This is a genomic window from Bradyrhizobium sediminis (assembly GCF_018736105.1).
In the GTDB taxonomy this organism is placed as follows: domain Bacteria; phylum Pseudomonadota; class Alphaproteobacteria; order Rhizobiales; family Xanthobacteraceae; genus Bradyrhizobium.
Window position 1 is genome coordinate 1240609 of the sequence record NZ_CP076135.1, and the last position, 26982, is coordinate 1267590.

23 protein-coding genes are annotated in these 26982 nt (G+C 63.8%); 17 read left to right on the top strand and 6 right to left on the bottom strand.

The features are described 5' to 3' along the window. Nucleotides 1–47: 47 nt before the first annotated feature. Entirely contained in the window at nt 48–653 is a 606-nt protein-coding gene (locus tag KMZ68_RS05985; protein ID WP_215614923.1) for a DUF1134 domain-containing protein, read from the bottom strand. A 110-nt stretch (nt 654–763) separates the two neighbouring features. Between KMZ68_RS05985 and KMZ68_RS05990 the strand changes: the two genes are divergently transcribed. Further along, a complete protein-coding gene (locus tag KMZ68_RS05990; RefSeq protein ID WP_215614924.1) occupies nt 764–1297 on the top strand; it encodes a YHS domain-containing (seleno)protein in 534 nt (177 codons plus the stop codon). Nucleotides 1298–1439: 142 nt separating this feature from the next. Here KMZ68_RS05990 and KMZ68_RS05995 read toward each other — a convergent pair whose 3' ends face one another. Beyond that, nucleotides 1440–2279 carry a 3'(2'),5'-bisphosphate nucleotidase CysQ family protein gene (locus KMZ68_RS05995; RefSeq protein WP_215614925.1) on the bottom strand — a complete coding sequence of 280 codons (840 nt, stop codon included), beginning with the start codon at nt 2277–2279 and terminating at the stop codon, nt 1440–1442. 135 nt (nt 2280–2414) lie between these two features. On the opposite strand from KMZ68_RS05995, the gene chpT reads away from it, so the two are divergent. The 6 genes from chpT (at nt 2415) to KMZ68_RS06025 (ending at nt 9067) form a co-directional block, all read left to right on the top strand. Then, nucleotides 2415–3062, top strand: coding sequence for a histidine phosphotransferase ChpT (gene chpT / locus KMZ68_RS06000; RefSeq protein ID WP_215614926.1), 648 nt, complete (start codon nt 2415–2417; stop codon nt 3060–3062). A 191-nt stretch (nt 3063–3253) separates the two neighbouring features. After that, nucleotides 3254–6025 (top strand): hybrid sensor histidine kinase/response regulator, encoded by a 2772-nt coding sequence (locus KMZ68_RS06005; RefSeq protein ID WP_215614927.1) that lies wholly within the window; start codon nt 3254–3256, stop codon nt 6023–6025. A gap of 12 nt (nt 6026–6037) precedes the next feature. Further along, nucleotides 6038–6508 (top strand): chemotaxis protein CheW, encoded by a 471-nt coding sequence (locus tag KMZ68_RS06010; RefSeq protein ID WP_215614928.1) that lies wholly within the window; start codon nt 6038–6040, stop codon nt 6506–6508. 72 nt (nt 6509–6580) lie between these two features. Then, the gene (locus KMZ68_RS06015) at nt 6581–6946 is read left to right on the top strand and encodes a response regulator (protein ID WP_215614929.1); all 366 of its coding nucleotides are present in this window, start codon (nt 6581–6583) and stop codon (nt 6944–6946) included. A gap of 76 nt (nt 6947–7022) precedes the next feature. Next, nucleotides 7023–8201, top strand: coding sequence for a protein-glutamate methylesterase/protein-glutamine glutaminase (locus KMZ68_RS06020; RefSeq protein WP_215614930.1), 1179 nt, complete (start codon nt 7023–7025; stop codon nt 8199–8201). Continuing rightward, nucleotides 8198–9067 (top strand): CheR family methyltransferase, encoded by an 870-nt coding sequence (locus KMZ68_RS06025; protein WP_215614931.1) that lies wholly within the window; start codon nt 8198–8200, stop codon nt 9065–9067. The genes KMZ68_RS06020 and KMZ68_RS06025 overlap by 4 nt, the downstream gene beginning before the upstream one ends. A 206-nt stretch (nt 9068–9273) precedes the next feature. Here the strand turns inward: KMZ68_RS06025 and KMZ68_RS06030 are convergent, their stop codons facing one another. Continuing rightward, a complete protein-coding gene (locus KMZ68_RS06030; protein WP_215614932.1) occupies nt 9274–10431 on the bottom strand; it encodes a glutathionylspermidine synthase family protein in 1158 nt (385 codons plus the stop codon). A 103-nt stretch (nt 10432–10534) separates the two neighbouring features. Here KMZ68_RS06030 and KMZ68_RS26210 point away from each other — a divergent pair, with 103 nt between their 5' ends. After that, nucleotides 10535–10720, top strand: a complete 186-nt coding sequence (locus KMZ68_RS26210) for a hypothetical protein (RefSeq protein ID WP_215614933.1) — start codon at nt 10535–10537, stop codon at nt 10718–10720. Nucleotides 10721–10850: 130 nt separating this feature from the next. Here the strand turns inward: KMZ68_RS26210 and KMZ68_RS06040 are convergent, their stop codons facing one another. After that, nucleotides 10851–11255, bottom strand: coding sequence for a DUF350 domain-containing protein (locus tag KMZ68_RS06040; RefSeq protein ID WP_215614934.1), 405 nt, complete (start codon nt 11253–11255; stop codon nt 10851–10853). A gap of 236 nt (nt 11256–11491) precedes the next feature. Here KMZ68_RS06040 and KMZ68_RS06045 point away from each other — a divergent pair, with 236 nt between their 5' ends. The 3 genes from KMZ68_RS06045 to KMZ68_RS06055 all read left to right on the top strand — a co-directional run bounded on the left by KMZ68_RS06045 (nt 11492) and on the right by KMZ68_RS06055 (nt 18248). Then, nucleotides 11492–13114, top strand: a complete 1623-nt coding sequence (locus KMZ68_RS06045) for an ABC-F family ATP-binding cassette domain-containing protein (protein ID WP_215614935.1) — start codon at nt 11492–11494, stop codon at nt 13112–13114. Nucleotides 13115–13386: 272 nt separating this feature from the next. Next, on the top strand, nt 13387–15186 hold the full coding sequence (locus tag KMZ68_RS06050; protein WP_215614936.1) for an adenylate/guanylate cyclase domain-containing protein: 1800 nt from the start codon (nt 13387–13389) through the stop codon (nt 15184–15186). A 254-nt stretch (nt 15187–15440) separates the two neighbouring features. Beyond that, nucleotides 15441–18248 (top strand): di-heme-cytochrome C peroxidase, encoded by a 2808-nt coding sequence (locus KMZ68_RS06055; RefSeq protein ID WP_215614937.1) that lies wholly within the window; start codon nt 15441–15443, stop codon nt 18246–18248. A 122-nt stretch (nt 18249–18370) separates the two neighbouring features. On the opposite strand, the gene ctrA is transcribed toward KMZ68_RS06055, so the two are convergent. Continuing rightward, nucleotides 18371–19072, bottom strand: a complete 702-nt coding sequence (gene ctrA / locus KMZ68_RS06060; RefSeq protein WP_007600544.1) for a response regulator transcription factor CtrA — start codon at nt 19070–19072, stop codon at nt 18371–18373. Between the two features lie 365 nt (nt 19073–19437). Here ctrA and fliI point away from each other — a divergent pair, with 365 nt between their 5' ends. The 6 genes from fliI (at nt 19438) to KMZ68_RS06090 (ending at nt 25601) form a co-directional block, all read left to right on the top strand. Continuing rightward, a complete protein-coding gene (fliI, locus tag KMZ68_RS06065; protein ID WP_215614938.1) occupies nt 19438–20763 on the top strand; it encodes a flagellar protein export ATPase FliI in 1326 nt (441 codons plus the stop codon). A 109-nt stretch (nt 20764–20872) separates the two neighbouring features. Continuing rightward, nucleotides 20873–21292: a flagellar export protein FliJ gene (fliJ, locus tag KMZ68_RS06070; protein WP_215614939.1), complete on the top strand. Its 420-nt coding sequence runs from the start codon at nt 20873–20875 to the stop codon at nt 21290–21292. Between the two features lie 206 nt (nt 21293–21498). After that, entirely contained in the window at nt 21499–22044 is a 546-nt protein-coding gene (locus KMZ68_RS06075) for a sigma-70 family RNA polymerase sigma factor (protein ID WP_215614940.1), read from the top strand. Between the two features lie 36 nt (nt 22045–22080). After that, entirely contained in the window at nt 22081–22956 is an 876-nt protein-coding gene (locus tag KMZ68_RS06080) for an anti-sigma factor (protein ID WP_215616215.1), read from the top strand. Between the two features lie 337 nt (nt 22957–23293). Continuing rightward, nucleotides 23294–24715, top strand: coding sequence for a class I adenylate-forming enzyme family protein (locus KMZ68_RS06085; RefSeq protein ID WP_215614941.1), 1422 nt, complete (start codon nt 23294–23296; stop codon nt 24713–24715). Between the two features lie 166 nt (nt 24716–24881). Beyond that, nucleotides 24882–25601: an outer membrane protein gene (locus KMZ68_RS06090; protein ID WP_215614942.1), complete on the top strand. Its 720-nt coding sequence runs from the start codon at nt 24882–24884 to the stop codon at nt 25599–25601. 119 nt (nt 25602–25720) lie between these two features. Here KMZ68_RS06090 and KMZ68_RS06095 read toward each other — a convergent pair whose 3' ends face one another. Further along, a complete protein-coding gene (locus KMZ68_RS06095; RefSeq protein ID WP_215614943.1) occupies nt 25721–26944 on the bottom strand; it encodes an ABC transporter substrate-binding protein in 1224 nt (407 codons plus the stop codon). Nucleotides 26945–26982 lie beyond the last annotated feature (38 nt).

Sequence of the window (26982 nt, forward strand, 5' to 3'; positions counted from 1 at the left end):
GGTAACCGGAGCGGCGCTGGCGCGGTAACAGGCAGGAAACAGGCGCGTCAGAACGGGTTCCAGGTCGCGCGCGGGGTGAATTTCAGATAGCCGATATTGGCGCCGAGCCGCAGCCCGATCCCGGAGCGGATCGGCACCAGCACGATGTTGTTCGCGGTCAGCGCGGTCATGCCGAAGCCGCCGATGATATAGGCGGAGCCGTCGATGCCGACGAAGCGCTGGTAGATCGCGTTGGTTGCGGGCAGGTTATAGACCAGCGTCATGGTGCGTGCGCCGTCGCCGCCCCAGTCGAAGCCGACCGACGGTCCCTGCCAGTACACCCGCAAGTCGCCGGCATTCTTGGTGTAGAGCGTGCCTTCGCCGTATCGCAGGCCGGCGACAAAGGCGCCGGAACCTTCCTCGCCAAGGACGTAACCGTTCGGCAGGCCCCATTGGCTCACCGCGCGCTCGATCACCGAAGCCAGCCCGCGCGAGACGTTGCCGAAGAACTTGTGTCCGGCGTTGACCAGTTCGTCCGGCCCATAGGTGTTGGGGGTCGGCTGGCGTTGCGGTGGCGGCAATTGCGGCGGCGGCGCCTGCTGCGCGGAAGCAGGCATGGTCCAGCACATCAGCGCGGCGAGCGCTACCGCGGCGAGGCGTGATGCGAAAATCATAAAAGAACCCCTGGGTATCGTATCCCGGCTGCCGCCTTAACCTGATGCCAACAGGCATGGATTTAGGTTGCGTCCGGTGTCCCCCGACTCGGATGTTATCGGTACCAACTATGACGGCACAACGGCAGGAAGGAAATGGCAGCGGCCGCGGAGCGCGTTTTCGCCCCGGAATAGCCTTGATCGGCTTGCTGGCCTGCCTTGCAGGCCTGGTCGCGCTGGCCTGCACGCCGTCGGCGGCCCGGGCCCAGACCACCGAGCGGGTGATCATGAACCGTTACAGCGGTCTGGCCATCGAGGGGTACGATCCGGTGGCCTATTTCGCCGACGGCCGCGCCGAACTCGGCCGGCCGGACTTCGAGGCGTCGGAGGCGGGGGCGGTCTGGCGTTTCCGCAACGAGGGCAACCGCGCTTCCTTTGTCGCCCATCCCGAGATCTACGGTCCCCAGTTCGGCGGCTATGATCCCACCGGTCTGGCCCGCGGCGTCACCTATGCCGGCAACCCCCGGTTCTGGGCGATTGCGGGACAGCGGCTTTATCTGTTCGGCCGGGAAGAGAACCGCGACGCGTTCGCCGCCGACCCGGCGCCGATCCTGCGGGAGGCGAAGGCGCGCTGGCCGGCGCTGGAGCAGACTCTCGCGCAATAGGGCACACGCTGTCATTCCGGGGCGGTGCGCAGCACCGAACCCGGAATCTCGAGATTCTCCGGTGCGCGATTGCGCACCGGAGTTCGCATCCAACAGGACCGCGCCTTGCGCGGACCCGTTGGATGCGCCCCGGAATGACACCTCACGGTTTGCCCGCCACGGCAGGATCGCCCCAGGCGATGAATTCCGGCACGAGAAAGCCCTCCCGCCCGCCGCCGAATTGCAGCGCCGCACCCCGGCTATCCGTGATCCTGCCGCCGGCCGCGGTAACGACGGCGTGGCCGGCCGCGACATCCCATTCGCTGGTCGGGGCGAGGCGGGGATAGATGTCGGCGCCGCCTTCCGCCACCCGGCCGAATTTCACCGCCGAGCCCAGCATCTCGCGGACCGCGCCGGGCCGCGCCGAAATGAAGGCTTCGGTCCGGGGATCGCCATGCGAGCGGCTGACGGCCACGATCCAGGGGGCGCCGGGCGGAGGATGCTTGCGGGTATGGATCGGTTCGGCCACTCCCGGCGACGTGCCGCCGACCATCAGCCGCTCCGCGCCCCGGCCGACCAGCCCGCGCCAGATCAATCCCAGCGCTGGCGCGCCGACGATGCCCAGCAGCGGCGTGCCGTTGGTCACCAGCGCGAGATTGACCGTGAATTCGTCGCGGCCGGCGACAAATTCCTTGGTGCCGTCGAGCGGATCGATCAGAAAGAAACTGCCGCCATAGGGCGGCTTCGCCAGTTGGACGCGCTCCTCGGACAGCGCCGGCAGCTCCGGAACAAGCCGCGCGAGCCCTTCGCCGATGATCCGGTCGGCGGCGAGATCGGCTTCCGTTACCGGCGATCCATCGAGCTTGCCTTCGATCCTCATCGCGGCCCGGTTGACCGCGAGAATAGCGGCCCCGGCCCGGACCACGAGATCGGTCAGGGGCTCCATCAGCGCGGCTGCGGCATCGCGATCGATCACGGGGCCTGAGGAACGTGCCTCATTCATGGGCGGTGTCATCTACAGTCGTCTTTCCACTTGGGCCGCCTTGTGTTGGCAGCACGCGCGTCCGCAGTGTATCAAGCCAGCGAGCATGCGTGATTCGCCATGTCCGCGTCTGTCACGGATTTCCAGGAACATCTTATGTCCGGCACCCCGTCTCCCGGTCCCGCCCCCGACGCCCTCGAACTGGCGGCGCTATTGTGCTCGCGGGTTTGTCACGATCTCATCAGTCCGGTCGGCGCCATCGTCAATGGGCTTGAGGTCCTCGACGACAATCCCAAACCGGAAGATCGCGAGTTTGCGCTCGAATTGATCCGCAAGAGCGCCAAGACAGCCTCGGCGCGGCTGCAGTTCTGCCGCCTGGCGTTCGGCGCTGCCGGATCGGCGGGCGCGCAGATCGATCTCGGTGACGCGCAGACCATGGCGCGCGGCCATCTCGAGGACGCCAAGACCACGATCGCGTGGAATCTGCCGCGGGTGCTGCTGCCGAAAAACCGGGTCAAGCTGCTCCTCAACATGATGGTGATTGCGCAGCAGACCATCCCGCGCGGCGGAGTGCTGACCGTCGATCCGGTCGGCGAAGGCGAGACATCAGGCTTTCGCGTCGCCGCCACCGGGCTCAACGCCCGCATGCCGCAGAATATCGCGGATATGCTGAGTTCCGGCTCGGCCTCGACCATCGATGCCCATGCCGTGCAGCCTTATTATACCCGGCTGCTGGCGCAGGCCTGCGGCTTGAATGTGGTGCTCGCACCCGAGGGCGAAGCGGTGGTCGTGACCGCCTCCTGAGGCGTGACGCGCGTAAACATGGTTAACCAACCGTTTACAGCGGTCCCCGGAATCAATGAAGCCGTCTTATCTCTTTGTTGAGCCCGTTCTTTTCCATTTGCTCAACCAATATTAAACGCTTTGCATAGAAGCTGGCCAAACTGCGAAAGGCGCGTCGATGTCGCGCGCCGGTGCGTTCGAAGGCCGGTTTCATGGATGATTTGTTGCGGGAGTTCCTGACGGAGACCAGCGAGAGCCTGGATACGGTCGACAACCAGTTGGTGAAGTTCGAGCAGGATCCGAACAACGCCAAGATTCTGGATAATATTTTCCGCCTGGTTCACACCATCAAGGGTACCTGCGGCTTTCTCGGCCTGCCGCGCCTCGAAGCGCTCGCCCATGCCGGCGAGACGCTGATGGGCAAATTCCGCGACGGAATGCCGGTCACCTCCGAAGCCGTCTCGCTGATCCTCTCCAGCATCGATCGCATCAAGGAAATTCTCGCCGGGCTCGAGGCCACCGAGGCCGAGCCCGAGGGCACCGACCAGGATCTGATCGATCCCCTGGTCGAACTGAGCATGCGCGCCTTCGAGCCGGGATTGTCAGCGTCGGCTCCGCCGATCGCGCCAGCGTCGGCTCCGCCGATCGTGTCAGCGTCGGCTCCGCCGGCCGAGCCAGTGCCGGCAGCACCCGCGGTGGCGCAGGGCACGCTGGTGCCGCAGATCCTGGAACGTCCGCTGCGTCCCGGCGAAGTGTCGCTGGATGAACTGGAGCGCGCGTTCCGCGAGACCGCGATCGAGGCCGCGCCTCCCGTGGCGCCCGCGCCCAAACCCGCGCCCGCGCAGCACGCCGCGCCAGCGGGAGAGAAGAAGCCGGCGGCGAAGAAAGCCATTGCCGAGAAAAGAACTGCTGCCGATCCCGAAGCAGCCGAGAATTCCGTCGCCAACCAGTCGATCCGCGTCAACGTCGACACGCTGGAACACCTGATGACGATGGTGTCGGAACTGGTGCTGACCCGCAACCAGCTCTTGGAGATCTCCAGGCGCAACGAGGACACCGAGTTCAAGGTGCCGCTGCAGCGGCTGTCCAACGTCACCGCCGAGCTGCAGGAAGGCGTCATGAAGACGCGGATGCAGCCGATCGGCAACGCCTGGCAGAAGCTGCCGCGGATCGTGCGCGACCTTTCCGGCGAACTCAACAAGCAGATCGAACTGGAGATGCACGGCGCCGACACCGAGCTCGACCGCCAGGTGCTCGACCTGATCAAGGATCCCTTGACGCACATGGTGCGCAACTCCGCCGACCATGGCCTGGAGACCCCGGCCGAGCGCGCCGCGGCCGGCAAGCCCGAGCAGGGCACCATCCGGTTGTCCGCCTATCACGAGGGCGGCCACATCATCATCTGCATCGCCGACAACGGAAGAGGCCTCAACACCGAGCGGATCAAGGCCAAGGCGGTCGCCAACGGCCTCGTCAGCGAGGCCGAACTCGAGAAGATGACGGAAGCGCAGATCCACAAGTTCATCTTCGCGCCCGGCTTCTCGACCGCAGCCCAGGTCACCTCGGTATCCGGCCGCGGCGTCGGCATGGACGTGGTGCGCACCAATATCGACCAGATCGGCGGCACCATCGACGTCAAGTCGGTGGCCGGCGAGGGCTCAAGCGTCACCATCAAGATTCCCCTGACGCTCGCCATCGTCTCCGCGCTGATCGTGGAAGCCGCCGGCGACCGCTTTGCCATCCCGCAGCTGTCGGTGGTCGAACTGGTGCGGGCGCGGGCCAATTCCGAGCATCGCATCGAGCGCATCAAGGACACCGCGGTGTTGCGGCTGCGCAACAAGCTGTTGCCGCTGATGCATCTGAAGAAGCTCCTGAAGATCGACGACGGCTCCTCCTCCGATCCCGAGAACGGCTTCATCGTGGTGACGCAGGTCGGCAGCCAGACCTTCGGCATCGTGGTCGACGGCGTGTTCCACACCGAAGAAATCGTGGTCAAGCCGATGTCGACCAAGCTGCGCCACATCGACATGTTCTCCGGCAATACCATCCTGGGCGATGGCGCCGTGATCATGATCATCGATCCCAATGGCATCGCGAAAGCGCTCGGCGCCGCGGGTTCGGCCTCCCACGAAATCGCCGACGAGAACGCCGCGTCCCGCGCCAACGCCGCCGAGCAGCTGACCTCGCTGTTGGTGTTCCGCGCCGGCTCGACCCAGCCCAAGGCGGTGCCGCTCGGGCTCGTCACCCGGCTGGAGGAGCTCGCCACCGACAAGATCGAGCTCAGTAACGGCCGCTACATGGTGCAGTACCGCGACCAGCTGATGCCGCTGGTGCAGATGGAGGGCGTCAGCGTCCAGAGCTCCGGATCGCAGCCGATCCTGGTGTTCGCCGATGACGGCCGCTCGATGGGGCTGGTGGTCGACGAGATCATCGACATCGTCGAGGAACGGCTCAACATCGAGGTCGCCGGCTCCAGGGACGGCATTCTCGGCTCGGCCGTGATCAAGGGCCAGGCCACCGAAGTGATCGACGTCGGCCACTTCCTGCCGATGGCGTTCGCCGACTGGTTCTCCCGCAAGGAGATGCGCCCCTCGGCATCGGCGCAGTCGGTGCTCTTGGTCGACGATAGCGCGTTCTTCCGCAACATGCTGGCGCCGGTGCTGAAGGCCGCGGGCTACAAGGTGCGGGTGGCGCCCAGCGCCCAGGAGGGCCTCTCCGCGCTGCGTTCGGGCCAGGCCTTCGACGTGGTGCTGACCGACATCGAGATGCCCGACATGAACGGCTTCGAGTTCGCGGAAGTTATCCGGGCCGACCAGCACCTGAACGCGATGCCGATCATCGCGCTGTCCTCGATGGTGTCGCCGGCGGCGATCGAGCGCGGCCGGCTGGCCGGCTTCCATGATTACGTCGCCAAGTTCGACCGCCCCGGCCTGATCGCCGCGCTGAAGGAACAGACCGCCGAGATCTCCCGGGCCGCGGCCTAAAGGAAGAAGACCATGACCGACAAGATCCAGAGCACCGAAGGCGCCGTCTCCGAATACGTCACCGCGATGATCGGCGGCCAGCTGTTCGGCTTGCCGATCTCCCGGGTCCAGGACGTGTTCATGCCGGAACGGCTGACCCGGGTGCCGCTGTCGTCGAGCGAGATCGCCGGCGTGCTCAATCTGCGCGGCCGCATCGTCACCGTGGTGGACATGCGCGCCCGGCTCGGCCTGCCGAAGAACGACGACGGCAAGCCGCCGATGGCGGTCGGCGTCGACCTGCGCGGCGAATCCTACGGCCTCCTGATCGACCAGATCGGCGAGGTGCTCAAGCTCAACGACGACGGCCGCGAGGAAAACCCCGTCAACCTCGATCCCCGCATGGCCAAGCTCGCCGGCGGCGTGCATCGCCTCGACGGCCAGCTCATGGTCGTCCTCGACGTCGATCGCGTTCTCGAAATCGTGCCCGACCTGCTGGCGGCATAGTGACCGGCGGCGGGCAAAGCACAGAGCTGAGTGGAAACGTCCCTTTGGGATAGGGAAGAAGTAGAGGCTGATATGAGAACATGTCTTGTTGTCGATGACTCCAGCGTCATCCGAAAAGTCGCAAGGCGTATCCTGGAAGGCCTGGACTTCCAGATCATCGAAGCCGAGGACGGCGAGAAGGCGCTCGAGGCCTGCAAGCGCGGCCTGCCCGATGCGATCCTGCTCGACTGGAACATGCCGATCATGGACGGCTACGAATTCCTCGGCAATCTGCGCCGCATGCCCGGCGGCGACGCGCCCAAGGTGGTGTTCTGCACCACCGAAAACGACGTCGCGCACATTGCGCGCGCGCTTCACGCCGGCGCCAACGAATACATCATGAAGCCGTTCGACAAGGACATCGTCACCGCGAAGTTCCAGGAAGTCGGCCTGATCTGATCTGCCTGTTTCGACCCGGCGGCTGAACGGCCCCCGATATTTTTCTAGTGCCGCTTTCAGTTGCGTCCGGTGATTAATGAGTGTTGCGTTGGCAAGTTCCCCGACTTCGAATTCGACGCAGCAGGAGCCGCTACGGGTGATGGTGGTCGATGACTCCGTCGTCATCCGCGGACTGATTTCCCGCTGGGTCGGATCCGAACCGGACATGGTGGTCGCGGCATCGCTGCGCACCGGGCTCGACGCCGTCAACCAGATCGAGCGCGTCAATCCCGATGTCGCCGTGCTCGATATCGAAATGCCCGAACTCGACGGCATTTCCGCGCTGCCCTTGCTGCTGGCGAAGAAGCGCAACCTCATCATCATCATGGCTTCGACGCTGACCCGCCGCAACGCGGAGATCAGCTTCAAGGCGCTGTCGCTCGGAGCGTCCGACTACATTCCGAAGCCGGAAAGCACCCGCGAGCAAGCCGCCGCCGAAACCTTTCACCACGACCTGATCCAGAAGATCCGTTCGCTCGGCGCCAAGCTGCGCCGCAACGTTCCGGCTTCGCCAAATCTTCCCGGGCATGCGACAAATCCGCTTCCGGCGCCGGATCGGCCGCGCGGGCCGTTGTCACGGCCGCTGCAGGCTCCGGTTGCCCCGCTGGCGCGCCGCGCGTTCAGCAGCCACGCGCCGCGCGCGCTTCTGATCGGTTCCTCGACCGGCGGACCGCAGGCGTTGATGACGCTGGTCGGCGAGATCGGCGCGGTGATCGATCGTTTCCCGGTGCTGATCACCCAGCACATGCCGCCGACCTTCACGACGATCCTGGCGGAGCATCTGGCCCGTTCGAGCCATCGGCCGGCGCATGAAGCCGTCGACGGCGAGATCGTCAAGGCAGGCCGGATCTATCTCGCGCCGGGCGGCCGCCATATGCGGGTCGTGCGCCGCGGCACCGATGTCGCGATCGCGCTCGATGACGGGCCGCCGGTCAATTTCTGCAAGCCGGCCGTCGATCCGCTGTTCAGCTCCGCGATCGATGTCTGGCAGGGCGGCATTCTGGCCGTCGTGCTCACCGGCATGGGCTCGGACGGGATGCGCGGCGGCAAGGAGATCGTCGCGGCCGGCGGCAGCGTGATCGCCCAGGACGAGGCTACCAGCGTGGTGTGGGGAATGCCGGGCGCCGCCGCCAATGCGGGGATCTGCTCCGCCATCCTGCCGCTCGGTCAGATCGCGCCGAAACTGGTCCGGTTGTTTTCGGGAGATCGCTCGTGACGCCGTTGGACTATGAGTTTCTGCGCAAGATGCTGAAGGAACGTTCCGGCCTCGACCTGTCCGCCGACAAGCAATATCTGGTTGAAAGCCGATTGATTCCGCTGGCGCGAAGGACCGGCCTGCCCGGAATTCCCGAACTCGTGGCCAGGCTCAGGGGCGGGGCCGACCGGCTGACGTCGGACGTGGTCGAGGCGATGACCACCAACGAGACGTTCTTTTTCCGCGACAAGATTCCGTTCGATCACCTGAAGGAAGCGGTGCTGCCGGCGCTGGTGCAGGCGCGCGCCAGCCGCCGCGCCTTGCGCATCTGGTGCGCGGCTTCGTCCACCGGCCAGGAACCGTATTCGATCGCGATGTGCGTGAAGGAATTCGCCGGCTTGACGGGATGGCGGGTCGAGATCGTTGCGACCGACCTGTCGCAGGAAGTGCTCGAGAAGTCGAAGGCGGGAATCTACAGCCAGTTCGAGGTGCAGCGCGGCCTGCCGATCCAGATGCTGGTCAAGTATTTCAAGCAGACCGGGGAGCTGTGGCAGCTCAATGCCGACATTCGCGGCATGGTGCAGCATCGACAGTTGAACCTGCTGCAGGACTTCTCCCATCTCGGAACCTTCGATGTGGTCTTCTGCCGCAACGTCCTGATCTATTTCGACCAGGACACCAAGACCGGCATTTTCGAACGTCTTGCAAGGATGCTCGAACCCGACGGCGTGCTGGCGCTGGGGGCGGCCGAGTCGGTGGTCGGAATAACCGACGCCTTCAAGCCCTATCCGGAGCGGCGCGGGCTTTACCGCCCGAACGCGGCCCGGGCCGTGCGCGCCGGCGCCGCGCCGGCTGCGTTGAAGCTGGTTGCCGCCGCCGCGCGATAGAGCCATTTCCACTTCAGATGCTCCATCCTTCGAGACGCATCGCGGAGCCTGTCATCGGGCGCGCATTCGCGCGACCCGTTGGCGATGCTCCTCAGGATGAGGTCTCAGTCCCTCATGGTGAGGAGCGCGTCTTCGCGCGTCTCGAACCATGAGGCCCCGCGAGAAGCGTACTGGTTCGGGCAAGCTGGAAAACGCTCCAGACGGGATTACAGGATCGCATGCGGCAGGAACCGCGAGGTGTTGCCGGTAATCGGATTTTCGTCCTCGCGGATCGATAATCCGCACGGCGTGTGGTCGATCAGCCAGCTGCCGAGCACCGGATACTGATCCGAAAAATTCGGCAACGGCGCCAGGGCCTGGCGGACAAATCCCTCGGCGCCGTACGGTCCCTGCTGCTCCACCAGCGTGACGCCGCTTGAGACCAGCGCCACGTTGGCGCCCTCGCGGGAATACAGCGGTTTGCGCACGAAGGAAGTGCCGAGCCGTGCGGCCTCCGGATCATCCTCGAAATAGGCCGGCAGCAAGTTCGGATGATGCGGAAACATCTCCCACAGCAGCGGCAGAATGCCCTTGTTGGAAAGGATGGCCTTCCACGGCGGCTCGATCCAGCGGGTCGGCGCCCTGGCGAGCCCGGCGCCGAACGCATCGTGAAACATCCATTCCCAGGGATAGAGCTTGAACGCCAGCTCGATTTCGCGGTTGCCGAGATCGACGAAGCGGCCGTCGTCGCGCAGCCCGATGTCCTCGATGTCGATCAGGGTGGTCGGCAGGCCCGCTTGTCGCGCGGTGTCCTCGAGATAGGCCAGCGTGCCGGCATCCTCGGTATTTCCGGTAACGCCGGTGAGGTGCAGGTGGCGTCCCGCGGCGAGTTTCTTCCACGCCTCGATCAGGCGCTCGTGGATCGAGTTGAACTGGTCGGCGCGCTTGGGGATGATGCGCCGCTCGATCGCCTGTTCCAGCCAGCTCCATTGAAACACCGCCGCCTCGAAGATCGAGGTCGGCGTGTCGGCGTTGAATTCCAGCAGTTTCGCCGGCCCGCGCCCGTCGAAACAAAGATCGAGCCGGCCGTAGAGGCTGCCGGCGTCGTTGCGCCAGCTTTCCGAGATCAGCGGCCAGAACGCTTCCGGTATCTTCAACCGGCGCAGCATGCGTTCGTCCTCGACCGCATGGCCGACGAGTTCGAGACACATGGCGTCGATTTCGCCGGTAGGGTCTTCGATCCGGCGTTCGATTTCATCGAGCGTGAACGCATAGTAAGCGCGCTCGTCCCAATAACGCTCGCCATCGATGGTGTGGAAATCAAACCCGGTTGCCTCGGCGGTCTGGCGCCAGTCGTCACGCTCGGGGCAGGCGATACGCTGCATGGCCGGCCGCTAGCCGCCGCCGGAAAAATGCGAGCTGAAGGCGTGCGCAAACCCACCGAAGCCGCCGCGCGTCACATGGCCGGATCCGGAATCGGACGGCGAAGTGCCCGATGACGCATGGCTCGAGGAATCGCTGCTGAAGAAGCCGCTGCGCGACGACGTCCCGCCTGACGAGCCGCGGCTGGATGAAGATCCGCGCGACCGGCATTCGATGCCGGTCTGCGTTCCCGACGGCGCCGCCATTCCCGGCTGGTTCGGCTCGCAGTTCTCGCTCGGCATCAGCGCATAGGCGCCACCGCCGACGGCAAGGGTGCCCATCAACAGCAGCGCCACGTGGTTGGAGCGTTTCGCGGGCGGCGCTGCGGGGACCGCAACCGGCCGGCGCCTCCCGAAATCCTTTTTTGGTTTCTCGGCCATGCTCAATAGATCATCGAAGCCGCGTTGAGCGCGCCGGCGGCGAGCGAGGCAAGCCCGAGCCAGATCGCAGGCGCGAGCTCGCCGGCTGCGATCCGCGCCGACAGGTTCGGTACCGGTATCCTGACCATGAAATAGACGACGATCTGAACGATCAGCGCGATCGCGCTCCAGATCAGGCAATCCACGACATTGGCGGAGTGCGCAATAGCGCTGACCACCGGCAGCACGAAGCCGAGCAGGCTCAAGCCCAGCGTGATTGCGGCCGACGGCACGTTGTCGCGGATCAGCTGGAACTCATCGTGTTGCGTGACGCGGGTGTAGACGAAGAGATAGGCGAGCACGGCGACCAGCGCCGTGCAGAAATAGACCAGAAACGCCGGCAATCCGGCGAGAGATTGAAGAATCATCCTGGGCGCCCTCAGTCCTGCCATCGCAGGGTTGCACGATCCCTCTGTCGGCGCACGCGAGGCCTGCGTTCAATCCCCAAACAAAAACCCGCCATCTGGGCGAGGGTCGGCCGGGCAGGCGGGAGCCTTCTTCTGTGGGCATGGGAACGGGTAGCTGGGCCGCCCGGAATGCCCTTCCTTGGGCGCGTCACATGGAATAAGAGCGGCGCAACAATTTCCCTTTCCCTCAGGTAAAAATGATCCGTCTCGACAATATCAGTAAGCAGAATGGCCACCAGATCCTGTTCATCGAGGCCTCCGCGGCGCTCCAGAGGGGTGAGAAGGTCGGCCTCGTCGGTCCCAACGGGTCCGGCAAGACCACGCTGTTCCGGATGATCACCGGCCAGGAGCAGCCCGACGAGGGCCAGGTGTCCATCGATCGCGGCGTTACCATTGGCTATTTCAGCCAGGACGTCGGCGAGATGTCCGGCCGCAGTGCGGTGTCCGAGGTGATGGACGGCGCCGGCCCGGTCAGCGCCGTGGCGGCCGAGCTGAAGGAACTCGAGGCCGCGATGGGCGATCCCGACCGCGCGGACGAGATGGAAGAGATCATCGAGCGCTACGGCGAGGTGCAGGGGCGTTTCGAGGAACTGGACGGCTACGCCCTGGAGGGGCGGGCGCGCGAGGTGCTCGCCGGGTTGAGCTTCACCCAGGAGATGATGGACGGCGACGTCGGCGCGCTGTCGGGCGGCTGGAAGATGCGCGTGGCGCTGGCCCGCATCCTCCTGATGCGTCCCGACGCCATGCTGCTGGACGAACCGAGCAACCATCTCGACCTCGAGAGCCTGATCTGGCTCGAGCAGTTCCTGAGGGGGTACGAGGGTTTGCTGCTGATGACCTCGCACGACCGCGAGTTCATGAACCGCATCATCGACAAGGTGGTGGAGATCGACGGCGGTCAGCTGACCACCTATTCGGGCAATTACGAGTTCTACGAGCAGCAGCGCGCCCTGAGCGAGAAGCAGCAGCAGGCCCAGTTCGAGCGCCAGCAGGCGATGCTCGCCAAGGAGATCAACTTCATTGAGCGCTTCAAGGCGCGTGCCTCGCACGCCGCCCAGGTGCAGAGCCGGGTCAAGAAGCTGGAGAAGATCGAGCGGGTGGAGCCGCCGCGGCGCCGCCAGACGGTGGCGTTCGATTTCCTGCCGGCGCCGCGTTCGGGCGAGGACGTCGTCAGCCTGAAAAATGTGCAGAAGGGTTATGGCAGCCGCAGCATCTATGACGGGCTGGACTTCCAGGTGCGCCGCAGGGAGCGCTGGTGCGTGATGGGCGTCAACGGCGCCGGCAAGTCCACGCTGCTGAAGCTGGTGGCGGGCTCCACCGAGCCGGACGACGGCACGGTGGCGCTCGGCGGCAGCGTGAAGATGGGTTACTTCGCCCAGCACGCCATGGACCTGCTGGACGGCGAGCGCACGGTGTTCGAGTGGCTGGAGGACTCGTTTCCGCAGGCCGGGCAGGGCAGCTTGCGCGCGCTGGCCGGCTGCTTCGGATTCTCCGGCGACGACGTGGAGAAGAAGTGCCGGGTGTTGTCGGGCGGCGAGAAGGCGCGGCTGGTGATGGCGAAGATGCTGTTCGACCCGCCGAACTTCCTGGTGCTGGACGAGCCCACCAACCACCTGGACATGGCGACCAAGGAGATGCTGATCGGCGCGTTGTCCGAATTCGAGGGCACCATGCTGTTCGTCTCGCACGACCGGCACTTCCTGGCCGCGCTGTCCAACCGGGTGCTGGAACTGACGCCCGACGGCATTCATCAGTATGGCGGCGGCTACACGGAGTATGTTGCGCGCACCGGCCAGGAAGCACCGGGCCTGCGTAGCTGAGATGACGGCGCCGGCAGAGGCGTCGGTGAGCTTATTGCGCAATTTTTAGACGAAAATATCGATGATCGTCCGTTCCGGTTCGGCCAGCCGCAGGACTGCTGGGGAACTTTTTCCCACAGTGAGGTCGCCCCTTGCGCGGCGGCAACGCTGTTTCCCGCCTGTCACACACATGCGAACTGGCGTCTGGCGGCGACAGGTGGTTTAAAAGCAACAGGAATCGGTCAGCCGGCCACCCACCCACCCTAAGGGCTGCGAGTTCAGGGGCACAGGAGATGGAGAGACGCCTAGCGGCCATAGTCTGCGCAGACGTTGCCGGTTATTCGCGAATGATGGGGGCCGACGAGGAAGGCACCCACGCCGCGTTCAAGGCCCATCGAAGCGCGATCTATCCGATCATTCTCAATCACGGCGGCCGGCTGGTGAAGAACACCGGCGACGGCTTCCTGCTGGAGTTTCCGAGCGTCGTCAGCGCGATCGAGTCCGGGATCGCCATGCAGGCGCTGATGGTGGAGCGCAACGACCAGCTCCCTTCGGATCGGGTGATGCAATTCCGTCTCGGCGTTCACATGGGAGATGTGATCGCCGACGAGGACGAGGTGTTCGGGGACGGCGTCAACATCGCCGTCCGCCTCGAGGCGATTGCCGCGCCCGGCGGGGTGGCCGTTTCGGCCAAGGCCTACGATGAGGCCAGCAAGCACCTCAGCGCTCCCTTCGTCGATGCCGGTACGCACCGTTTCAAGAACATCGCCGAACCGGTGCATGTCTGGACCTGGAAGCCGGTCGGATATGACGACGCCGGCAGCGAGCAGAAGACCGCGACCAACCTGCCCGCTCAATACCGAACAGCGATCGTCGGCGTGCTGCCATTTGCGAATCTCAGTGACAGCGCCGACGAGTATTTCTCCGATGGTCTCACCGAGGACCTGATCCACGCCCTGTCGCTGCAGTCGTTTTACCGGGTGCTGAGCAGGAACTCGACCTTCGCCTTCAAGGGCAAGAGCCTGAGCACCCGCCTGATCGCGCGGGAAATCGACGCAACCTATCTGATCCAGGGTTCGGTGCGCCGCGCCGGAAGCAAGGTTCGCGTCACCGCCGAGCTGATCGCTCCCGAGAATGGCGAGCAAATATGGGCCGGCCGCTATGACCGCGACATCGGCGATCTGTTCGCCATGCAGGACGAAATCACCACCAATCTCTGCGCGGCATTGGCCCCGGAGATCTATCGCGCCGAAGCTTCCGCGCCGGCGCGGTCGTCGTCCACCGATCTGACTGCGTGGGACCGGTTCCTGCGCGGGCTCTCTCATTACTACAAGCCGACCAAGGCGGATTACGAAGCCTCGATCGAATTGTTCCGGGAGGCGATCGCGCTCGATCCGGCGCTTTCGATCGCGCGCGCCTATCTCGCCACCATCCTGGTGCAGGGCGTGCAGTTCGGCTGGATCAAGAGCACCAGCGAATTATGGCGCGAGGCGATGGAACTGGCGGAAAGCAGCGTCCGGCTCGATCCGCGTTCGTCGTTCGCATTTTCGATTCTGGCCTATGTGCAGGCGATGGAGGGCTATCACGACGCCGCCATGGACGCCGCGCGCAAGGCGGTCGAATTGAACCCCTACGACATGGGCGCGCGCGGCGTGCTCGGCATCTGTCACCTCGTGATCGGCGAACATCGGCAGGCCATCGAACTGTTTTCGACGGCCGTGCAGCGCGGCAACAGCGACCCGCGGTATCAGTGGCCGGCCTTGAGTGCGTTCAGCCACTACCTGCTCCGGCAATATGATGCGTCGCTGTCCTGGGCCCGCGAAGCCCTGTACATGAACCCCAATCATCTTCAGGTGCTCTGTGTCCGGGCGGCGGCGCTGGCGCAATTGGATCGGACCGAGGAAGCAGCCAAGGCCGTCCAAGTCCTGCTCGGCAGCTTTCCGGGCCTCACCGTCGAACGGCACCTGAAGAATTTCCGCTGGAAATCCCCGGCCGACACCGCCCACTACCGGGACGGGCTTCTGAAAGCCGGCGTTCCCCTGCGCAACCTGACCCTCGTCGGGTCCGGCTCGAAGCGGACCGCCAATACCTAAGGCGCGGCCGGCGCGCGCAAGCATTAGGAATCCGGCCCGGTGAGGCCGAAGCAGTCCCCGGCCGACGCACGAGGCCCGTGGGCAACGCTGTTCCGGCCCATGCCTCTGGTTGACTCGGATTCGGATTCCGCCAAAACTCCGTTGCAGCCTAAGGTAGCGTGCCGCAGGGCGAATTCGCCTTTTCAAATCAGGGCGAGGCAGTTTCATATTTTCATAATGCGTTTCAGGAATTCGACTTTTCAGGATTCAGATCCATGCAAGACGACAGCCTTCATAGGGCGGGCGGCGCCGCTGTTTCGCAGCTTGCGGTTTCGCCCAACAATCCGTGCCCCTTCCTGCGCGCCGTCGTGGCGGAAGGATTCGTCGGCGGCCACATCGTGCCGATCCCGGAGCTGTGCAGGACCGTCGAGGCCGCCAGCGGCAAGACCGGACTGCAGAAGACACTGGTCGGCCTGAAGACCTACCCGGTCGCCCTGATCGCCAACGGCCTCAGCCCCTTGCGCCTGTTGCGCAGCTGGTGGTCAGGCGCAGTGCTCGACGCGCTCCGCAATGGTCCCCTGGACAAGCATGGCGTCGGTTCGCGCATCCTCGACGCGAACGCCAAGGTGCATGAGAGCGAAATCGCCCGTCTCGCCGGATTCGGAAAGGAACGGCAGGATCCGTCCGGCGGAGTCGAGGTCGGGCTGACGAGCAGCGAGATCACGACCTACATGAACGCGAATTTCGCGCGCGCCAAGGGGCACCGGCGCTGGTTCGACCGGCTGCTGATGAACGGCGAATGGCCGGTCTTGCTCGATATCATGGGCAAGGGTGAGGGCAAGGGCCGCTACCTCAGCGTGGCGGAGGTCAGGACGCTGTTCGTCGACCGCCGGCTGCCCGACCGCATCAACGCGCGCCTGGCCTCGCAGCCGGCAACGGCGCCGGCTCACGGTCCGTTGCGCAAGGCCCTCAAAGTCGCGGTTTGGCTGGCGGCATTGGCGATCGCGGCGATCGTGGCGATCGTGGCGATCGCCGAATTTCCCAACCAGGTCGGCAAGATCGTGCCGCCGCTGGCGCAGGTGCTGCCGCCGCCGCTGCCGGACAGCGCCCCGGCGAAGGAAGCGCATTGGCTCGACCAGAACTGGCCGACGGAGAGGAGGCACTGGTTCCACCATGCAAGCCAGGGCACGGCGACCTTCCCGGTGCCCTATGCCTGGTTTCTCGCGCTGGAACAGCCAGGCATTCATTTGTTCACCCGGCCCGGCATGCTCGCCGACAGCGCTTACCTCGAGCGGTTCGGCTTTCTTCCAAGCCCCAAATCCGTCGATACCGACGCCGCGAGCCTGCGCCGCTTTGGCTATTCAGCCGCGTTCGATGCCAGGACCGAGCCGGCGCCGAAATTGGCGGCGGGTTTGCAGCCGACGCCAGCGGAGAATTTCGACGGCCTGCCGGTCGGTTTCGCGCGAATGAACGGGGTCACCAACCCCGGCACCGGCGCCCCCGAGGCCGACAAGATCGGGCTGACTTGTGCGGCCTGTCACACCGGGCATATCAATTACAAGGGCGTCAGCGTGCGCTATGACGGCGGCCCGGCCACGGTGAACCTGAAAAAGCTCGAGCTCGCGACCGGCCTGTCCATTGCCTACACCACGTGGGTGCCCGGCCGCTTCAACCGCTTCGCGACGCGGGTACTCGGTCCCGACGCCGGCAAGGACGAGCGTGACAAGCTCAAGAAAGAGCTGACGCAGATTCGCGACTTCCTGCTTGCCCAGATCAAGATCTATCAGAAGGCGATCGACAGCAGGAAAGGGTTCGACGGCAACAAGCAGAAGGATACCGAGGAAGGATTCGGGCGGCTCGACGCGCTGAACCGGATCGGCAATCAGGTCTTCTACACCGACCTCGTGATGTCGGGTCTCGCCGGATATGAAAAGAACCTTTACGCGGTTGATGCGCCGGTCAGTTTCCCGCCGATCTGGACCGTGCCGTGGTTGTGGTGGGCGCAATACGACGCCTCGATCGAGCAGCCTCTGATCCGCAACGCCGGCGAGGCGCTCGGCGTTTCCGCGCTGGTCAATCTTTCGCCCAATCCTCCGCCGGAGGCGTTGTTCCGCTCCTCCGTCGCCCTCAACAATCTCGTCTACATCGAAGACATGTTGCGCGGTCCCGATCCTCTTCGCCAAAATCCCAAAGGTTTTGCCGGGCTGAAATCGCCGGAATGGCCGGCAAAAATCTTCGCCAGCGATCCGGCATGGAAGATCAAACCCGAGCGCGTCGCCAGGGGCCGCGCGATTTACGCGGAGATCTGCGTCGAGTGCCATCTCGGACCGGTCGCCGACCCCGTATTCGACACGCAATTCCCGGACAAGAGCTTCTGGACCTCGGATCGCTGGAGGAACCGCGACAGCGCCAATCCCGTGCTGAACCCGGTCCAGAAGGGCGTGGCCGGCATGGGAACGGATCCCGCCCAGGCCAATGTTCTCGCAAAGCGGTCGGTCGAGATTCCCGGCTTCTTAAACCTGCAGCCCGCACGCGACCTCGACTCGCGGGGGAAATGTGCCGATCTTCCCGCCTATTCTTCGACGGAGATGCCGTTCGCCATCGCGCTGATGATCGTGGTGGACAAGGTCAGCGACAAATGGATGAAGGACCGCAAGCTTTCGGAGGCGGATCAGGCCGCGCTGTGGGGGCCGCGTAAGAATTGTCCCAATACCGCGCCAAACGGACCGCATTATCGTGCGCGCCCGCTGAACGGCGTCTGGGCGACCGCTCCCTATCTCCACAACGGTTCGGTGCCCTCGTTGTACTGGATGCTCAAGCCCGCGGCCGAGCGTCCGAAGCAGTTCTGCATGGGCGCCCGCGACTTCGATCCGGAGCACGTCGGTTTTCGCGTCGCCACATCCTGCAAGACCGGCGAAACCCTGTTCTCGATGACGGACGGCGACGGCAAGCCGATCCACGGCAACAGCGTTCTCGGCCATTCGCTGGAGGGAACGCCGGGGCCGGGCAAGAACGGCGTGATCGGCCGGATGCTGACCGAGGACGAGCGGTTCGACCTGATCGAGTATCTGAAGACGCTGTAGGGCAAAGCTGGCTGCCGCGTCCATCCGCGCTTCTGACCCCCACAAACAAAAACCCCGCCATTTGCGGCGGGGTCCAGTCGGGGAGGAGAGAGCCAGACGGGCCCTCGGGTAGAACTCTTCGATCAGGCGGGGATCCGCTCTTCGACCTCGTGCGGCTCGCGCAGCACGTAGCCGCGGCCCCAGACGGTCTCGATGAAGTTGCGGCCTTCGGAAGCGTTGGCGAGCTTCTTGCGCAGCTTGCAGATGAAGACGTCGATGATCTTCAGTTCCGGCTCGTCCATCCCGCCATAGAGATGGTTGAGGAACATTTCCTTGGTCAGCGTGGTGCCCTTGCGGAGCGAGAGCAGCTCCAGCATCTGGTATTCCTTGCCCGTCAGATGCACGCGCTGGCCGCCGACTTCCACCGTCTTGGTGTCGAGATTGACCACGAGATCGCCGGTCTGGATCACCGACTGGGCATGGCCCTTGGAACGGCGCACGATCGCATGAATGCGGGCGACCAGTTCGTCCTTGTGGAAGGGCTTGGTCATGTAGTCGTCGGCGCCGACGCCGAGACCCTTGACCTTGTCCTCGATGCCGGCGAGCCCGGAGAGGATCAGAATGGGGGTTTTGATCTTCGACACCCGAAGCTGCTTGAGCACGTCGTAGCCGGACATGTCGGGCAAATTGAGGTCGAGAAGGATAATGTCGTAGTCGTAAAGTTTGCCGAGATCGACGCCTTCCTCTCCGAGATCCGTCGTGTAGACGTTGAAGCTCTCGGATTTGAGCATCAGCTCGATCGACTGCGCAACGGCGCTGTCATCTTCTATCAGCAAAACGCGCATGCCAGTCCCCTATAGTCGCCGCTCCGGGCGTCAGGTCGGCCGCACTTGCGGCACTCAAAACGCCTTTGAACAACTGATTCGGATCCTGACGACATATGGTTAACAAAATCTGATTCCTGTTCGCAAGGTCTTTCAGTGCAATTTTCATCGAATCGCCCTAAGATATTGCGGTGAAGCAGGTTTTCGTAACCACTCCCGTTCAGTTTTCACATTAAGAGACGGGCCTAACCGACTCTTGCGACTCGTCCTTCTTCTGATGGGCGAGCGCTCTCAGTCACCAAAGACAGTGACGCAATGATTAACGATGCGGGTAAACACGAAGTTAAGGGCAGGGCCCTAAAGCGCTTAAACTTAAGGTTTTCGCAATGAAGGCCCTCGCCGAACAGATCTGCGACATCGACGGCGTCAATATATATGGCCGGGTTGTGGGCGTCCGCGGCCTGATGGTCGAGATCGCGGGGCCGATCCACGCGATGTCGGTCGGCGCCCGCATCGTCATCGATACCGGCGGCAACCGTTTCATTCCCTCCGAGGTCATCGGCTTTTCCGGCAACAACGCCGTGGTGATGCCGTTCGCCGGCCTCGAAGGTGTGCGCCGTGGCTGCCGGGCGGTGATCGCCAATGCCGCAAGCCAGGTGCGGCCTTCGCCGTCCTGGCTCGGCCGCGTCATCAACGCGATGGGCGAGCCGATCGACGGCAAGGGGCCGTTGGCGCAGGGCGCCTCGCCAATGCCCTATCGCAACTCGCCGCCGCCGGCGCATTCGCGCAAGCGGGTCGGTGCGCCGCTCGATCTCGGCGTGCGCTCGCTCAATACCTTTCTCACCTGTTGTCGTGGCCAGCGGCTCGGCATCTTCGCCGGCTCCGGCGTCGGCAAATCGGTGCTGCTGTCGATGCTGGCGCGCAATGTCGACGCCGACATCACCGTGATCGGCCTAGTCGGCGAACGCGGCCGCGAGGTGCAGGAATTCCTGCAGGATGACCTCGGCGAGGAGGGCCTGGCGCGCTCGGTGGTGGTGGTGGCGACCTCGGATGAGCCTGCGCTGATGCGGCGGCAGGCGGCCTATCTGACCTTGGCTATCGCGGAATATTTCCGCGACGAGGACAAGGACGTGCTGTGCCTGATGGATTCGGTGACGCGCTTTGCCATGGCGCAGCGCGAAATCGGCCTGTCGGCGGGCGAGCCGCCGACCGCCAAGGGCTATACGCCGACCGTGTTCACCGAGCTGCCGAAGCTGCTCGAGCGGGCCGGACCGGGGATCGGCGCCGGCACCATCACCGGCATCTTTACGGTGCTGGTGGACGGCGACGATCATAATGAGCCGATCGCCGACGCGGTCCGCGGCATTCTCGACGGCCATATCGTGATGCAGCGCGCGATCGCCGAGCGCGGCCGCTATCCGGCGATCAACATTCTCAAATCGGTCTCCCGCACCATGCCGAAATCGGCCGATCCGGCCCATCTGCCTGCCATTACCCGGGCCCGCCAGGTGATGGCGACCTATGCCGACATGGAGGAACTGATCCGGCTAGGGGCCTATCGCCAGGGCTCCAGCGCCGAGGTCGACGAGGCGATCCGGCTGCACGAACCCCTGGAAAGCTTCCTGCGCCAGGCCAAGGACGAGACCACCGGCCTGAACGAGGGCTATCGGCAGCTTGAGCAAATCCTGAAGGACTTGGAAACGGAACGCTAACTTTGTCAGGCCATCATCCGCGCCACACAACGAGTTGCACCGGCGGGGCCCCTGAGGGGTGCCGGTTCCGTCCCGCATTCAGGCCGGGACTTCTGGGGAGTATGAGTCGATGAAGTCACGTGAAACGCTGATCCGCCTGAAGAAATTTCAGGTCGACGAAAAGCGCCGAAGGGTCGCCCAGATCGAGGGCATGATCGCCGATTTCCAGCGGATGTCGGTCGACCTGGAGCGCGAAATCCAGACCGAACAGGAGCGCGCCGGGATCAACGATCCCACGCATTTCGCCTATCCGACCTATGCCAAGGCCGCGATCCAGCGGCGTGAAAACCTGACCCGCTCGGCCGACGAATTGCGGATCCAGCTCGAAGACGCCAAGAGCCTGTTGGGCGAGGCGTTCGACGAACTCAAGAAGGTCGAGCTCCTGGACGAGCGCGACCAGGCCCGCGAACGGGCCGAGGAGAAAGCCCGGGAACAGGCCGATCTCGACAGTATCGGCCTGATGCGCGCCCGCATCGGGGCGGTTGCCTGACGGCTTCGATTCCGACATTTCGGCAAGATCCAGAACCCGGGCCGCAAGGTCCGGGTTTGTCGTTGGCGGGTTTGTCGTTGGAATGTCCACAGGCCTGTGAGCGGCGACTTGGTGGCCCGCTCCGGCGCGAGGTATGATACTGACATGTCAGGACTGCCGCTCCGGTATGTGAGAAGCGATGGGGCATCGCGATTTGGGGACGCTGAATGCTGACGCCGGCTGAGTTGGTCTGGCTGATTGCCGCCGTTGCCAAGGGGGATCAGGCCGCTTTCGAGCGGCTCTACGCGGCGACGCGCGCGAAACTCTTCGGCGTGGTGCTGCGTATCTTGCGGCGACAGGATCTCGCCGAGGAGGTGCTCCAGGAGGCTTACGTCAGGATCTGGAACGGCGCCGGGCAATTCAATCCCGGCCTGTCGTCGCCGATCACGTGGATGGCGTCGATCGCCCGCAACCGGGCCATCGACATCGTGCGCAAGCGCAGCGAAGTCTCGATCGAAGAGGAGCCGTCGGCCATGGAAGTGGCCGCCGACAGCCCGGATCCGCTGGCGCGCCGGGAGATGACGGAGGAGCTGAAGCGACTCCTGGAATGCGTCGGCCGGCTCGAGCCGGACCGGCAGAAGCTGGTGCTGCTGGCCTATTACAACGGCTGGAGCCGCGAGCAGCTGGCGGCGAAGTTCGAGACGCCGGTGAATACGGTGAAGACATGGCTGCGCCGCAGCATGATGGATATCCGGGAGTGTCTCGGTCTTTAGAGGATTTGGGCTTTAGGAGATCTTGGACTTTAGATGATGGCCTACAGCGAAGACCATATCGCGCTCGCCGCGGAATATGCCCTCGGCACCCTCGATGCCGACGAGCGCGCGCAGGTCGAGACCATGATGTCCGTCGACAAGGACTTCACGGCGATGGTCGAGGCGTGGCAGCAGAAGCTCGGCGTCCTCAACCAGATGGTCGGATCGATCGAGCCGAGGCCCGAGGTCTGGGACAAGATCAAGACCGCGATAGGACATTCCGAGCCGCAGTCGCCGCTGGTGCTTCCCGAAGCGCCGCCACCGCCGGCGGCGCCCGAGGTCAGCGCGCCCGCTGCACCCGTCGACACCTCCAACGTCATCCGGCTGTCCGCACAGGCCCGGCGCTGGCGCAACATCGCGACGCTCACGACCGCGATGGCCGCGGCATTGGTGGCGATGATCGCGACCCAGCTTTACCAGCCGGATCTGCTGCCCGACGGCCTGCGCCCGAAGGTGCGGACCCGGGTCGTCGAAGTGAAGACGCCGGTTGCCCCGACGCCGTCGGCGCAATATGTCGCCCTGCTGCAGAAGGACAGCGGCTCGCCCGCCTTCATCCTCACGGTAGACGGCACCACCAAGAACTTCACGGTGCGCCGGGTCGGCGCGACCCCCGAGCCCGGCAAGAGCTATGAGCTGTGGCTGGTTTCCGACAAGCTGCAGCGGCCGCGTTCGCTGGGCGTGATCGGCGGCAACGATTTCACGATGCGGCCGGCGCTGGCGTCCTACGACACCGACACGGTGAACAAGGCGACCTATGCCGTGACGGTCGAGCCGGAAGGCGGCTCGCCGACCGGCGTCGCCACCGGCCCGATCGTGTTTACCGGCAAGCTGATCGAGAGCGTGCCGCCGGCGGCACCCGCGCCGCCGCGCTAGAAGCGACGAAGTCCTTTGCAGACCTGCGTCGCGGGTCATGGCGGACTGCTTCGCGCCCGCGGTCGGTGATGTCCGCTATCAGGGATAAAGTGGAGATCGGGCGTTTGCCCAGACGCGGCCCCAAGCCCGGTTGTGGCACATTTGAGATTTGACGGCCCATCCTGAGAATGTCCGTTTACCGGGGGTAGATCGGAAGTGGCTGGCCCAAGGTCGAAACGACGCGATGACCCTGAGCGGACATTCGCTCTCTGTTGTTAAAATGCCGGATCAGCGGCGCTTGCAATTGTGCCGGATCGCGGCCTGAATGGCGTGGTCAACACTACGCCAAGGAGCACAAATGGGTTTCGTCGATACGCTGCTCTACCATGCTCGTGTCGAGCCTGAACGGCCTGCCGTTGTCCTCGTCGACCGGGTCGTAACCTACGGCATGCTGGCGCGCGTGTTGAGAGCGATCGAAATACGGCTCGCGCAGGCGGAACTCGCCAAGGGTGATGTCGTCGGCATCCGTGTCGGTAATCCCACGCGACATCTTGCCATGCTCATCGCCCTTCAACGCTCAGGATTGGTATCGGTCGCGTTGGGGGACGACGTGAGCGTGACGGCAGCGCTGCCTCTTAAGGCGATCGCATCGGAGCGGATCGAGCCTCCCCGCCCTGGCGTGAAGCAGTTCCTCGTCACGGACGATTGGTTCGCCGGCGGGGCGGACATGGCGACGCCGCGACCGCCGGTGTTCGACGATGACGATGAATGCTGCATCATGATGTCCTCGGGCACGACCGGACGACCGAAGCCGGTCTGGCTGTCGCCGGGAGTGCTGGAGCAGTGGATTTCCCAGTTGACGATGTCGATGGCCGGCGGAAACTTCGAGATCGTAATGTGCGGTATGAGCGTTGCTGGCGCCTGGGGCTACGCGGTCGCCCTGACAGCGCTTTGGGGCGGAAAGACGTTGCTGCTCTCGGACGTGGCCCGGGAGACGCTGCATATGATCTCGCTCTATCGCGCCGAATATCTGGTGTGTTCGGGGCATCAGTTGCGGATGCTGGTCGAATGCCAGAACGAGCACTTCGTACCATGTGGCTCGCTGCGCCACATCGAGGTCGGCGGCAGTCTCTTGACGTCCGAACTTGTAGCCACCGCTCGGGCAAAGCTCGGCGGGCGTATTATTTCGGAATATGGCACGACCGAGGCTGGGCAAATCGCCCGGTCGCCGGTGGACCGGCTGCCGGCGGTTGAGGGCGCGGTCGGCCAAGTGCTGCCCTGGGCCACTATCGAGGCATTGGACGGGGCCGGGCGGGCGCTACCGCAGGGTCATGAGGGAATCCTGCGATTGCGGTCGACGGCACAGGGACGCTGGGAGGACATAGGCCATCGAAACGCATCGGACGCTGGAGAGCGTTGGTTCTATCCGGGAGACGTCGGCTTCGTGAGGCCCGATGGCTGCCTGGTGATCACGGGACGCGTGGGCGATCTCATCAACATCGGAGGGGTCAAGATAGCCCCTGATAGGATCGAGCAGGTGCTCCTGGCGCACCCGCAGGTGAAAGACGCGGGTGTGACCAGCTTTGCGGGCGCCGGCGGACTGGAAGAGGTCAGGGCGGCGGTCGTCCTGCGCGAACCCGTGGAAAGCGAGGAGCTGATCGCGTTCTGCGCAGCGCGACTCATCGACGGGACGCCGCGGCTTATCCGGACCGTCGACGAAATTCCCCGCAATGTCGGCGGCAAGATAGTCCGTGAGCGAGTGAGGGATTTGCTGACCTGATTCACCGAATGACGGCAAAATAATCTATATCCATTTTCCGTCTGTATTAAAATTGCAACACTCACGGGTATTCCTCATTCGGCAAGATTATTGGCGGCGTAACCGATTGAATTCCAAGGGCGGCAGGTATCACTTATCGCGGTAATGGCTAGCGGCGGAGGCAGATATGCGCGCGGAGTATCTAACATCGGTGGCTGCGGTCGCCCTGCTCAGCATTGGCGCGGCTTCCGCGGCCGACCTGCCTGTGAAGGCGTTGCCTCCCGCCGCACCTGTTTTTAGCTGGACCGGTTTTTATGTCGGCGCAAACATCGGCGGCGTACGCGCCGACAACAGCAGTCAGGAAATTGGTCCAAATTTCTGGTTCGACTTCCCGGCCCACCCTGTTTATGGCGCCAGCGCCACCGGCGCGATCGGCGGCATCCAGGCCGGGTACAATTGGCAATTCCGGCAGCTCGTATTGGGCGTCGAGGGCGACCTATCTTTGGCGTCGGCCGACGCCACCACCCCTCACGTAACGTCCTTTAACACTGGGTTGGCTCAAACAGCGAGTCTGACGGGACTCGCGACCTTGCGTGGGCGGGCGGGCTTCGCGCTCGACAACGCCCTGATTTACTTGACCGCTGGCGTCGCCACGGGGCGCATCCACGACCGGGTGATCGAGCCGGGACAGCCCAACATCGTCTTTGACACCAGCGGTTGGCGCACTGGATGGACCGCGGGTGGTGGTGTCGAATACGCGGTCGCCAAAAACTGGACCGTTAAGGCTGAGGCGCTTTATGTTGACTTTGGCAACACCGATGCGCCGATGCTAGTCGACAATACCTACCGTTTCCGCTTCAAGGACACGGCGACCATCGGTCGCGTCGGCTTCAATTTCAAGTTCTGATCTGCGTCTACGACCATCAGAATAGAATTGAGAGCCGCCTTCGGGCGGCTTTTTCTTTGTGCAATTTGCACCTCGATGTCTGTTCATGAGGTTAAGCTGCGAATTGCGGGGGCCTCTGCTTAGAGACTTGCTCCCTCGATGATATTGCCGAACCGAATATAGCCCTGTCCCTCCCAGCGTTGCAGTTGCATCTGCTGCAGCGGACGGTGGTTGGTCGGGCTGGTGTTGACACGGACACCCGGCAACAGCGTTGGAACTTCGACATTCCGGAGATTGTTGGCCTCCCGCATGATGCTTTCTCTGGCAAAATTTCCATTGCACTGCTCAAGCAACCTGCGCAGCACGGAAGTAACCGTGTACGCATAGACATTGAGGAACTCCTTCGGGTTCCCGTCGCTGAAGTACTTCGCCATGAATTTCAAGTAGTTTTTCATCCCGGCGTCGTCGGTCCATGCTGGATCAGACGGATCCTTGAGGTACACCGAGGTGATCAGGCCCTGGGCACGCTCGGGCCCGACGGGAATGATCGTGGAAGATGCCGATGCCGCGCCGCTGGTCACGAAATGCATCGGCTTCCAGTCAAGTTCGTAGACCTTGCGGATCGCTTGCGCGGCAAATTTTGCGGTGACGCCGGAAATAAGAACATCGGCGTTGCTCGCGCGTAAGGTGACAATTTGTGAATCGATCGTCGGATCGGTGAATTCGTAGGAAACCGCCTTCACGAGAGTTTCATATCGATCGCCCAAGACGTCACGCAGGCCGTTGACGAAATCCTTGCCGAGATCGTCATTCTGATACAGCAAAGCAAACTTGGCGCCCGGCTTCTGACTTAATGCGTATTTGGCAAAAATCTGGGCTTCGCTCCTGGAGCTCGGCGGAAAGCCCATGGTCCACGGATAGGTCTGGTAATCACCCCACTTGTCGCCGTTCACTGTCAGGAGAAGGTGAGGCACCTTGTTTAAGTTGATGTACTTGACCACCGCTGAATTCGGCGCTGTTCCCAGCATGGAAAACAGAAAAGCGACGTTGTCGCTTTCGATCAGCCGTCGCGTTTGCTCGACTGTTTTCGCCGGGTTGAAGGCGTCATCATAATAGATGAAATTGATCTTGCGGCCAGCGATACCGCCCTGGTCGTTCATCATCCGGAAATAGGCATCCGAGCATTTCGCGATGGTACCCATCCCAGAGGCTGGGCCACTCAGCGACGTGGTGGATCCGATCTTGATCTCGGTGGCGGTAACTCCCGGAGTATCTTGAGCACGTGATGTGCGGGTACCGGCCAGAGCCATAGCACTGGCCGCGGCCATGCCAGCCAAAAGGGAACGACGGTTGAACGAAGTCATGCTTTCCTCCCAGGTTAGCCGAGTTCCCCCAGCTGTCC